This is a genomic window from Spirosoma harenae (assembly GCF_054776975.1).
Window position 1 is genome coordinate 210,046 of record NZ_BAAHBD010000024.1, and the last position, 12,050, is coordinate 222,095.

At 45.4% G+C, this 12,050-nt stretch carries 10 protein-coding genes; 4 read left to right on the plus strand and 6 right to left on the minus strand.

The window, feature by feature from the left end:
- Window positions 1-123: 123 nt before the first annotated feature.
- Window positions 124-1,203: a DNA polymerase IV gene (gene dinB / locus ACYVE4_RS23395; RefSeq protein WP_461042678.1), complete on the minus strand. Its 1,080-nt coding sequence runs from the start codon at window positions 1,201-1,203 to the stop codon at window positions 124-126.
- Window positions 1,204-1,337: 134 nt separating this feature from the next.
- Between dinB and ACYVE4_RS23400 the strand changes: the two genes are divergently transcribed.
- A complete protein-coding gene (locus ACYVE4_RS23400; protein ID WP_461042679.1) occupies window positions 1,338-2,273 on the plus strand; it encodes a hypothetical protein in 936 nt (311 codons plus the stop codon).
- Window positions 2,274-2,381: 108 nt separating this feature from the next.
- On the opposite strand, the gene ACYVE4_RS23405 is transcribed toward ACYVE4_RS23400, so the two are convergent.
- Window positions 2,382-2,618, minus strand: coding sequence for a hypothetical protein (locus tag ACYVE4_RS23405; protein WP_461042680.1), 237 nt, complete (start codon window positions 2,616-2,618; stop codon window positions 2,382-2,384).
- A 398-nt stretch (window positions 2,619-3,016) separates the two neighbouring features.
- Between ACYVE4_RS23405 and ACYVE4_RS23410 the strand changes: the two genes are divergently transcribed.
- The gene (locus ACYVE4_RS23410; RefSeq protein WP_461042681.1) at window positions 3,017-3,436 is read left to right on the plus strand and encodes a DUF3592 domain-containing protein; all 420 of its coding nucleotides are present in this window, start codon (window positions 3,017-3,019) and stop codon (window positions 3,434-3,436) included.
- Between the two features lie 742 nt (window positions 3,437-4,178).
- Window positions 4,179-4,583 carry a hypothetical protein gene (locus ACYVE4_RS23415; protein ID WP_461042682.1) on the plus strand — a complete coding sequence of 135 codons (405 nt, stop codon included), beginning with the start codon at window positions 4,179-4,181 and terminating at the stop codon, window positions 4,581-4,583.
- A 38-nt stretch (window positions 4,584-4,621) separates the two neighbouring features.
- Here ACYVE4_RS23415 and ACYVE4_RS23420 read toward each other — a convergent pair whose 3' ends face one another.
- From ACYVE4_RS23420 to corA, 3 genes are all read right to left on the minus strand, one after another.
- Window positions 4,622-4,822, minus strand: coding sequence for a hypothetical protein (locus ACYVE4_RS23420; RefSeq protein ID WP_461042683.1), 201 nt, complete (start codon window positions 4,820-4,822; stop codon window positions 4,622-4,624).
- An 877-nt stretch (window positions 4,823-5,699) separates the two neighbouring features.
- Window positions 5,700-8,174, minus strand: a complete 2,475-nt coding sequence (locus ACYVE4_RS23425) for a bifunctional UDP-N-acetylmuramoyl-tripeptide:D-alanyl-D-alanine ligase/alanine racemase (protein WP_461042684.1) — start codon at window positions 8,172-8,174, stop codon at window positions 5,700-5,702.
- A gap of 13 nt (window positions 8,175-8,187) precedes the next feature.
- Complete coding sequence (gene corA / locus ACYVE4_RS23430) at window positions 8,188-9,315, minus strand: magnesium/cobalt transporter CorA (RefSeq protein WP_461042685.1); 1,128 nt, start codon at window positions 9,313-9,315, stop codon at window positions 8,188-8,190.
- Between the two features lie 81 nt (window positions 9,316-9,396).
- Between corA and ACYVE4_RS23435 the strand changes: the two genes are divergently transcribed.
- Window positions 9,397-10,623, plus strand: coding sequence for a hypothetical protein (locus ACYVE4_RS23435; RefSeq protein ID WP_461042686.1), 1,227 nt, complete (start codon window positions 9,397-9,399; stop codon window positions 10,621-10,623).
- Between the two features lie 7 nt (window positions 10,624-10,630).
- On the opposite strand, the gene ACYVE4_RS23440 is transcribed toward ACYVE4_RS23435, so the two are convergent.
- Entirely contained in the window at window positions 10,631-12,049 is a 1,419-nt protein-coding gene (locus ACYVE4_RS23440; protein ID WP_461042687.1) for a S41 family peptidase, read from the minus strand.
- Window position 12,050: the final 1 nt, after the last annotated feature.

Here is a 12,050-nt window from a genome sequence, read left to right on the forward strand (position 1 = left end):
ATAAAGTATAGAAATTCGTCAGGCAGATAGATAAATCCCGATAAAGATTACCGTTTTTCTGCATCGGGAAGCGTTTCCGGGGAAGCGATTGACGGCCGTTTCACCCATTCAGGCAGGCCATTTTTATAAATCCAGTGATAACTGACCTCCTGGTTTTGCCGATAAATTCTGTAGACTCGATAAAGAAACTCCTAACAGTCGTACACCCTGTGGTAACGGAAATAAAGCAGTCAGCAGATCCAGGCTAATCTGACTGAGCATCAACTGGTCTGCCACAGGAGTGGCCCTTGTTCGGCTACGGGTAATCTGCTGAAAGTCGGCATACTTCACTTTTAACGTGACTGTTCGGCCTGACACGCCTACCCGTTCACAATAGCTCCAGACATCGGCTATCAGGGGTTTCAGTTCTGCTTCCAAAGCTGTGGTATCGGTTAAATCCTGCTCAAACGTATTCTCTGAACCAACCGACTTTCGTTCCCGATCTGGTGTTACCGGCCGAGTGTCAACAGCTCTGGCAATGGAATAATAATGATGACCAACTTTACCAAAATGCTGAATTAAAAAGGCTTCGCTCTGTTGCCTTAAATCCAAGCCGGTAAAAATACCCATCTGATTCATTTTAGAGGCCGTTACCCGGCCAATGCCATGAAATTGGCCTACCTCCAGTTGTTCAACAAAGGCTAGCCCCTGGTGGGGTTTAATAACAAACAGCCCGTCTGGTTTTCGATAGTCTGAAGCTAGTTTCGCCAGAAATTTATTATAGGATACACCCGCCGAGGCCGTCAAACCTGTTTCCTGTTTAATCTGCTCTTTAATCGCCTGGGCGATCTGCGTAGCCGTTCGGGAAAGGTCTGATCGATCGGTTACATCCAGATAGGCTTCGTCCAGCGACAGCGGCTCGATCAGGTTCGTAAACTGAGCAAAAATTGCCCGTATCTGACTAGACACGGCCTTGTAGACGTCGAAGCGGGGGTTGACAAAAATCAGCTCAGGGCATTTACGAATCGCAATGGACGATGCCATCGCTGAGCGAACCCCGTACTGACGAGCTTCGTAGCTAGCTGCAGCCACCACCCCCCGCTGACGAGAACCACCGACAGCAAGAGGCTTCCCGCGAAGCTCAGGATTGTCGCGCTGTTCGACCGATGCATAAAAAGCGTCCATATCAATATGGATGATTTTCCGGGTATTACTCTGCTCCATAACTGCCTAAAAGCATAAACTTTCACATTCGGGACAAATCCTTTCAGATTGGGGACATGGCAACTTACCTTTCTGAACTCATGGCTATGTATGCTTGCGAAAGGCGGTAGCTCTTCCCTTAAACATACACAACCATGAACATTCGTTTCACAAATTACCTGATCCTTCTGATGCTGGTGGGTGGCTTAGCCTCCTGTTTTGATCACCGTTTTCCCGACATCACTCCGGGGTCAACGCCTGTTCGTTTACGAATAAAATCGTTGACAGAAGAATCGTCTAACAACACGGTTCGACAAACTGCGTTTCGGTACGACTCTCAAGGTCGTCTTAGCTCGTTGATTACCTATCAGCCACCCGATAGTACCACGGTGCCAATTTATTACAGCAATTTTCGATACGATGCTCAGAATCGACTTATACAACTGCAACGCGTAGGAGTTCCATTTCCGCGTCCTGCAGGGGGAGTTATTACTGGGCCTGTGGAGAATTATAGTTATTCGTATAATGCATTAGGCCAAGTAGCTGGTATTAACTACGCAAATGGGCTGGCTTGGGGCTATAGTTACAACAGTGCCGGTCAATTAGAGCGCGCGTTCTCGTTTTATTCCCATCCCCGCTTCAGTATTAATGGAAATGTACAGTTTTCCTTTTCGGGTAAAAACTTAACGCAAACGACAGGTGGTACAGGTATCACTTACCAGGGCATGCCCCCCGGAATGAGTGCCGGATTCCCAGGCGTCCACAGTGCGGTTTACACGCACGACAACAAAGTAAATCCGTTTTATGGCGTATTCACCATTCCATCGGCATTTAGTGGATTTGTCAATATTTTATTGAATCCATCTACACCAGCTGCTCTGTTTGGCGGCACAGATAACGTTTTGACACTAAGTCAGAATAATGTCCTGACCGAAACTCCTCCTCCGGGTTACACGGCGGAATCGGTCATTTATCAATATCAATACAATTCGTCCGATTTGCCGACCGAACGTGTCAGGCTCATTACGACCCCGGCTCCCAATAGCACGACAACCAGAGATGTCCTACGTTATGAGTATGAAACGTATTAATTTATGGTATGTCAGTATAAATGCCAGGCGTAAAAAAAGTGGCCTCAACTAATACAGTTGAGGCCACTTTTTTTACGCCTGTTCATGATGAGCTAAACGGAGTCTACTCTACCGACCATTAACAATGTGAGTCAGTGCATTTTGAGTAATTCGTAGTTCAGGAGCAAACTCGTCCAGAATTAGTTGACAATTCTCAATATCCTGACTGACCCGTTGATGAGCGCAGGTTATCGCAGCAATCCGCGACTGGTAATAAGTTGTCCGTTCAACGGGGCTAATTTTTATCAAATCCCAATAAATCGTCTGCAAACGATTCAGCAAGCGGTGGGTTTCTATTTCGTACATATACGTTGATAATCTAATCAGCAGAAACAAAGATTTTTGCTTTCTATTAGCCTTCCTATTTTTTTTTGCTTAATGCCCTATTTTGGGAGCTAAAAGTCAGTTTTCGGGGGTTGTTTCACCATTCATAACTTTCCTCCCTGACATTTCAGGAATTACTCCAGCAACATTACTCAGTACGTAAGGCTATACGTCTCTGTTGCACAAAGGACACGATCTGAACTAATCAATCTCTTCTCGAACGATTCGACCAGATCAGCCCGGCGATTGCTGCCCATACGATTTAATCTTTAAAATTTATTAACCGATCAAAAACAAACCTGGTAGGCACTCTATCCGTTTGAGTATCTTGCTCAGCATCAATCCTTCTTGCTGAATTAAACTAATCAAACGCAACTTAAATGGGCTACTTTATCACATTTCTGGCTGGCATTATCTTACTTTTAGGCTCATTGTACTTGATCAATGATTCGATACAACTGATTAAAACCGGCAATCGCACCATCGCGGTTGTGGAAGAACTTATTAAAGAAAATCGCAAAAAAGGCAAATATACCTATAGGCCTGTTTTTCGATTCACAACCATTACCGGCCGGGAAATACATCATTCCTACAAGGTCGCCAGTTCACCCCCCGATTGGCAAGTTGGCGAAAAAGCCACCATTGTTTATCGCACGGATGCCCCTGAAAACCCAATGATATTGACCTATTTTGGCGCCTTTGGGTGGGCAGTTATTCTATTAGCCATTGCCGCAGTACTACTTATTCTTGGTGGTGGTAACTATGTATTTACGTATTACATGCAGCAATATTTATTGTAAGCAAATACGGATCCAGATTATAAACGCAGGTTTACTTCATTAGTTTTGATAAAAGCGCTAACGCATAAACCCTGAAAAGCCAAAATGTTACCAATATAGCATTAACATTAAATTATAATTAAAGGATAACCCAAATCGTACGATCAGGAGTACATTTACTACATATTAAAGTTCAAGTTATGTTTACTGGCCCCTGTTGTTAGCAGGGGCTTTGTTTTTGTAAAAAGGCTAACATATAAGTAAACGATATTGTTTGTTATTACTTTTACACAAGGAGATGAGTCTTTGACTTATCATAAGACCCAACAGACCCTTGCCACTGGTTAGGGTTTTGTTTTTTCACAAAGTCGGCGTTTGACACCTTTACTTTTGTATTAGTAGTTCGTTAAGCCGTCGTTCCAACTCAGCCTGCTTTTGCTTCATAGCTTAACTTTTTAATTGATTATTAGAATATAGTGAACTCCCTTCTGCTCTGAAACTAAAAGCTTAAACTTTTGATAATTAACTCACTGAATGACTGTAACAGGCATTTTGAGAGCCAATTAATTAGTATCTCATCCTGTAGCCGACAAATGTAATCTTGTATAGTGTGCTATTTAAAAAAAGGTGGTTTGAGCCAACAGGGAGCCTTTTGATGGCTGTGGTTGCCAACAAGTGTTTTATAATCTTCTCTTTGTTCCTGACCCGCTGGGTTTACTTTTGTAGCTCAATGACCTGAACCTGGCCTTTATGGTCTAGACGAATGATGAGTTATTTCCCTACTATCCTGACTGTTTTTGCCACGATTTTACTTTTATATGCCATACTTTGTTTCATAGCTCATTACCTGGACTTCGGGTGGAAATTCATCAGCGGTAGCTGGCTGCATGAGGATTGGTACCTCATCAAACGAATCAGGTCAGGAATTTTTCATCAACTTCTCATCGGGCTGGTACTGGTCGTTGTTATGTATGGAGGCTTAACGCAAATCCTGGCCTTTATACCCAGCGACTGGGGACGAGTAGATGAATCGGGGAAGATGCACCCCTATCGAAACTCGATAAATAGCGTTCTGGCCGTATTATTAGCCACTATAACTATGTACGGCTTTCATGTGGCAGACACATTTTTTAATGAATCGGAGAAACCAACCAGGAAGCAATCCTAAAAAAGACCACAGCTACAACGTGTGATAGGATAAGTTGATTACTCTTTTTTAGCGCCATCGGCCACTTTCCTGACATATTCACTACTGACCACAACGACACGGCCATCGCCGACAGCTTTTACTTTTAGCTTTCCCCTGGGTGTCCAATCAATTACGGCTGCCCGGTAGGATTTACGAGCATAGCCCCTTACATAGGGCGTTACTAATACACGGTCGCCGGGAGAGATCACTGAGTTCATATTTCCTATAACAAAGAAACTTCTTAAAAGCTCCTTTGAGGGTACTGTTTATAGATCATTTTCATGAATTGGGCCATAAAAGCCATTTAGCAGAAGTGCTTAATCATCCGTTCACGAAAGAAACTTTACGGGGCTAGGGTATACTATTATGTTTGCATAAACAAAACCCCTGCCAAAGGCGGGGGCTGTTTCATACTTGTAAACTTGACAGTTGTTTCATTCAAATGTAACAAATCCTTGCTGGATTGTTGCGCTAGTCTTTCATCAGCTTAGTTATTGGCTGGTAAATCAGAAATCCCGATGTCTATATGAGTCGGGATTTTTTGTATCTCAATCAGAAAACAAAGCCCGGCTCCAAAAGAAGCCGGGCTGTTCAACTTAACTCAATAAGTGCAATTGGGTTACTAAAGTGATGTGGTCAAGATTGGTTTGTTCAGTTGGGCACAAATAGGTTAGTTACGATAGGAACTCCTTTTTCAGTTTCAATTTCAGTTCAAGTTACGGTACTCCCTTTTCAATTCGTTCAAGTTACGCTGGCACTCTGATAGTAAAGTCAAGTTACGGTACTCTTCCTCTTAAAGTTCGTTCAAGTTACGATGCGCACTAAATGCCGTTGAGCGATTTAGTGATTCAAAAGTAGCCGGTGCCCTTTATCTGATTATTTCGATAAATGTTCAACTAATTACAAAATCACAACGGTTGTTAACTATTTATTAATCAATATATTAACTAAACAGTATAAGGTTGATTTTTAGAATTTGTTACGTCAATTATTAGTTATGTTATCATCAACTGAATAAACAAATAACAAACTATACCATTAAAAAAGCCCTTTTCAGGGCTTCATGTAATAATTGCTTTTTATAGGGTGCTTGAGTTAGTTTCCCTCTTTGAAAAAAACTCGTTTTACTCGCTCGTTCACACCCGTCAGAATTTCATAAGGTATTGTTCCTATTTTCTGAGCCAGTTCCGAAATCGATAAATCTGGTCCAAAAATCACGACCTCATCGCCTTCACTGGCCGCAGCTTCCGTTACATCAATCATGGTCATGTCCATGCAAATATTTCCTACCGTTGGGCAGCGCGTACCATTTACCCATATTTGCCCAACGCCGTTCCCCAGTCTACGATCGTAACCATCGGCGTACCCGATAGCCAGGGTAGCAATGCGGGATTCCTGTTCTAAAACACCCCGCCGACTATACCCGATGGTTTCACCCGCCGGAACCGTCTTGATCTGGCTGATCACGGTCCGTAACGTACCAACTGGCTGTAAAGCTACTTGATCGATACCGCTAGCTTCCACACCATACAGACCAATGCCCAGGCGCACCATATCGAGCTTGTAGGCCGGAAAGCGCACAATACCAGCTGAATTCAGTAAATGTTGCATGGGTCGATACCCTAATGCTGATTCTAGAAGGGCTGTACACCGCTGAAAAGTTTCGTATTGCTGCTCGGAAAACGAATTAAACCGGGCCTCATCAGCACCCACCAGATGGCTAAACACTGTAGCAATCTGCAAGGCCGGATGCTGCTTAATATACTCCACCACTTCGGGCAATTCTTGCTCTATAAACCCAAGCCGATGCATACCCGTATCAATTTTTAAGTGCATAGGGCATGGGGCATCCTGCCCTTCCACCCACGTTCCCCATTCCCGCAAAATTCGCATGCTGTAAATTTCGGGTTCGAGGTCGTATTTCAGCAGGGTCGAAAAGGATTCGGGCGAGGGATTCATGACCATAATGGGTAGCTGAATTCCGTTTTCCCGAAGGGTTACGCCCTCATCAGCATAGGCTACGCCCAGATAATCGACCCGATGAAATTGCAACAGTTTTGCGACTTCAGCACTGCCACTCCCGTAAGCAAACGCTTTCACCATCACCATCAACTTCGTATCTGGACCTACCTTCTCCCGGTAAAAATTCAGGTTATGCGTCAGGGCATCCAGATTTATTTCCAGTACCGTCCCGTGAATTTTCCGCTCCAGTCGGGCAATGATTCGCTCGAACGAGAAAGGTCTTGCTCCTTTCACCAACACCGTCGTGTCACGTAACGTATGAAAAGGAAACTGCGACAGAAAAGCGTCGGTAGTTGGGTAGAAAAGGCTATCACTGGTAAAAAAATGCGCATTTCGGCTGACAACAGGACCAATTCCGACGAACTGAGCAACCTCATGCGTTCGCATCAGCGCGCCGACCTGTTCATATAATTCGGCTTCCGGCTGCCCCGATTGTAGTACATCCGAAAGTATAACCATCTGACGCGTACGGGTATTTTGCTGGTTAAGAAACCGTAACGCGATCTGCAAACCCGCAACATCGTTGTTGTACGAATCATCGATTAACACGCAGTTATGAATGCCTTCTTTCTGTTCCAGGCGCATAGAAACGGGTCGGAGACGAGTCAAGCGTTCCTGCAGGATGACATTCTGCCAGGGACGTAGCACTAGCATTGCGACCAGACAATGCATCAGGTTCTCGACCGAAGCGGGGTCTGTAAAAGGAAGTTTTAATGTAAAAGAGGCCGCTTTACTCGTTAAGTGTAACCAATCGCCGTTTACCAAACCCTGATAGGTTGCGGGTTGGCCTGTCAATGACCAGGTAATGGTATGTAAATCAGTATTGACGGCTTTTAGTAAGAGATTTACTTCTTCATCAATGTCGGTATAATCTGTGCTGTAGATGATCGTATTGGCATGAATAAATAGCCGGAGTTTTTCAGCGATCTTCTGTTTGCGGCTCCGGAATCCTTCGTCGTGAGCCGTACCGATGTTCGTAAAAATGCCAATGGTTGGCCGAATGATCGCTTCCAGGGCCTGCATTTCCTGAACCTTGGAAACACCCGCTTCGAAAATACCTAATGTGTGATTTTCAGCCAGTTCATGCACCGATAGGGGTACTCCCAATTGCGAATTATAACTCTTCGGACTTTTGACCACGACAAAATCATCGGGCGATCCGCCATCAAGCAGTTGCGCCAGCCACTCTTTTACGATGGTCTTTCCGTTACTGCCCGTAATGCCAATGACAGGAATCCGAAACTGACGTCGGTGTTCAGTGGCCAGCCATTGCAGCGTTTGTAAACTACTGTCCACTTCGATAAATGTAGCCGCTGGGTAGGCTAACCACTCAGCGCGTCGCTCCGGTGTTAATGCCGTACGCTCGACGACAAACTGACGGATCCCTTTCTGATACAACTCACCAACAAACTCATGTCCATCGTGGTGTTCGCCCTGAATAGCAAAAAATACGACATCCCTTACCCGATCGGGTGTGATATGCCCCGTTACCTGACGGGAATCGGTTACCCATTGCTTATTGGCTAATTGAAAAATAGTCGCTGTCATACGTATAAGTAACTCACATCCAGCCGCGTCGTCGGAAATACACAATCATGCCGACGGTTACCGCAATCATTACGCCCCATACAACAAAATATCCGTCTTTTTTTTCCAATTCAGGCATGTATTTAAAATTCATTCCGTAAACCCCCACAATGAACGTTAATGGCATAAAAATCGCCGAAAAGATTGTAAGCGTTTTCATAACCGAGTTCATACGGTTGCTCACAATGGAATAATACACGTCCATCATACCCGAAATTAATTCGCGATAGGAATCGAGGGTTTCAATGACCTGGTTGCTGTGATCGGCTAAATCGCGCAGATAGGGTAATGTACTGTGTTGAATCAAGTCTGATTCTTCACGTAATAGGGTGCTTATGATTTCACGGACCGGAAAAATCGTCCGGCGAATGACCGCCAGCTCGCGCTTTAATGTATACAAAAGTGCCAGCGTTTGCTGATTGGCCTGTTCCTGAACGAGTTGATCTTCCAGCTCGTCCATCTTTTCACCTATTCGCTCTGTGATCAGGAAATAGTGATCGACAATCACATCCATCAGCGCGTACAATAGATAATCTGCCCCATTGCGTCGGGTTTTGCCCGATGATGCTTTAATGCGGTCAATGATCGGTTCAAAAATATCCCTCGATCGTTCTTCCTGAAAGGAAATCAGATAGTTTTTACCCAAAACCAGGCTGATGTGTTCGACATCGATTTCCTGTTTCTGGCGACTGTGGTGCAGCATTTTGAGGGTTACAAACACGACCGAACTTGTTAGATTCCCATTCTTAACCCCATCCCCATTGGCTGGCGATCCGTCGTAGATATCAATTTTAGGTTTTTGGTCAGTATTGAGTACGTCTTCCAGCAAAAGGGGGTGTAAATGATATTGCTGCCCCAGCGCGGCCACTACTTTGGGTTCATGAATCCCGTCGACATCAATCCAGTTAATGTAAGGCGTTGTCAGGTTGGGTAATCGGCAGGCGCTTAGTCGGCTACTCTCATCGATCCGATAATCTGTCGGATTGTATTCAATGCGCTTGATTTTTGTAGCGTGTTCAATATCCACTCCCACATACGTGAGTGTACCCGGCGAGGTCCCAAGCAGCTTCTCGGCCGAACGATTGCGTCGACGTTTCGACATAGGCAGGTTTGTTTGACTGTCAAAGATAAACCAACTACTCGGCGCGTTGTCTAACTGTCATGAAAATTGTACCTTACTATCATGTTCCGCTCCATCCTACTCTGCCTGTTCATTCTCCCACTGCTGATAGCCTGTAGCAGTGGAAAAACCGCTTTTAAACGGGAAAAATATGATCTGGCGGTTCAACGAGCATCCAAACGGCTGGAGCAGCGACCTGGCTTTAGCAAACGGGGTCACGAATTGGCTACGCAGGTACTGAAACAAGCGTTTACTCAGGCTTACGAGCAACATCAGACAGCAATCCGTCAGCTTTCAGCTCCGTCCAGCCAGGTCGATTTTCGCTGGGAACGCGTTTTTCGGGAATATGAGCAACTACAAGCCCTCACCGATAATGCCCGTCGTGGATTTGACCAGCGTAGACTTGAGCAAACCTGTGCAGACTGTATAGATTGGCTCGTTTCTTACCCTACCTCCTATCAGACTCAACAACAAGAAACTCGCCAATTGGCCGCTGCTGACCGCTACGAGGCTGCTGAACAGGCATTTGCTTACCGGGAAAGTAATCGGCTGGCAGCCAAAGACGCTTATCTTCAATACCGCAAAACCGAAGAATGGGTTGCTGATTACAAACAGGCAAAGGCGAAAGCCGCTGATGCCTTCGCCTTTGCCATTCTTCGCGTAGCGATTGAGCCGCTCGGACCAACACGAGCGCTGAATCGATCTGACAATCAGGAACTGGAACAACTTATTTTCCAGGAAATTAGTCGTAATACAACTCCATCGACTTTTGTCCAATTGTACTCACCCAAGGAGATGGCCAGAGCCTTCAACGTAAATGAATCGACTGTCATTGACGGCTTTCCAATTCATCAGGCCGTGCAAATGCAGGTTACGGATTATTCTCCCTATAACGAAACTACTTCGTCGTCATCCACGACGGTATACAGTAATCAGACCTATAAAGTCGGCGAGAAGAAAATCAACGACTCAACAAAGGTCGATATCATGGAGAAGGTTCAGGGAACGCTAACGACTTATGTTCGAACGATTTCGGCTGGTCTTACCCTACAAATGCGGGCAATTGATACACAGAACGGAAAAGTGTTGTGGGACGAGCCCGTATGGGAAAGTCGTACGTGGCAAACCGAATGGCAAAGTTTCAGTGGCGACGATCGGGCACTGAATGGGCAGTCGCTCAAAAGCGCCAACTTATTTCCACCTTCCCGCTGGAGTCTTTACAACAGCATGCGCGATGAACTGGCCGTTGACGTAGCCAATCGGTTACAAAGCAATTATAGGCATGACTGACGACAATTCAGTTCGTATTGGTCAGCGCTGTTTTTTGCGACTGGATGTGTTGTAACGTAAAATCCATAACCCGATCCCGTTTAGTCAAAATATCCTCAACCGTAGGTTCGACCAGATGGTCGGGGATAATGCCGCGATCAACGTAGGGATATGCCTCCACATTAGCCATATTGAATCCAAACATGCCAATACCGAGGTCAATTTTTGAATTTGGAAGCTGCGTGATGGCAAAAATACCACTGCTATTCACCTTATAGCCTCCACCGCTTTCCTGCCCGACGAACAGCGCCCGTTTATCGGCATGTATCCGAGCCGATAGCTCTGTCGTAACGGAAAAACTGTTGCCATTGAGTAATACATACAGTTTCCCCGAATAAGCGTCTGAACTAGGTTTAGTCAATTTCAGGCCCCGATGATGGGTAAACACATAGGCATCTCCCCGTTTTTTAACGACTATAAATTTGGCCATCCGGTAAAGTTTTGAAGACCAGGCTGGAAAGGAGAATCCTTTTTTCTGCCGAACACGGATGTGGTCGTAGTATCGGAATGGTTGCCGGGCTAAATAGCTATACAACTCAACTCCCCACGATTCTTCCCCGCCTTCATTATTCCGTAGATCAAGCACTAAATGCTGGACATTTTTCTGGTTGATCTCGTGAAATGATTCCTTTAAAAACTGGCCATAATCCTGTTCTTTTTTATCGCTCCAGAATCGTTCGATGGTCATCACGGCCGTCTGATTGTCGGCAAATTTCAGGCGAAACGGTTTTTGAGGGCTGTCTTTATGCTGCTCAGCATACGTTTTAATCGTTTGCTCCGAAACGGGTTGGAGCGTCTTTGTTTGGGTTTCGCCATTCACCTGATAGGTCACGTCGAAGCTGTTCGGTGTCTCTATAAACGTCGCGTAATAGCCTGAGAAATAGCGATTCAGGTCTTCCAACTTTCCACCGATCCGATTACCGTCGGCAAAGGTCATGTTTGGCAATAGTTTCTGAATAATGCCTGCTATCGGCTTGCCATTTATCGCTACGAGTTCGGCGCCGTCTGGTAGTTTGTTGGTTCCATAGTTGCCTACAACCCAGGCTTTTTCGCCCAGAAAATACAATTTTAATGGAAACAATTTGTCGGTAGAAAACGGATAATGTTCATCTCGACCCGATACAATCCATTTGATATGCCCATCGCCCAGGGCGACCAGCAACGGGGTCATTGTTACATAAAACTCCTGCTGAGTCATTGGGCGATTCAGTCGGGTAGCTGTGGCGGCAAAAAGGGAGTCGAAGGTCGATTTTGGCGTAAACCGGTACATTTCCGGATGGGCTTCGGTCAGGGCGGTTCGGAAGCGAGCGAAATCCGTCTGGAGCTGTTCCGGCGTTAGGGTTTGCCCCCAAGCCGAGATGCTGAGTAGACTGGTGAGGGTAACGATC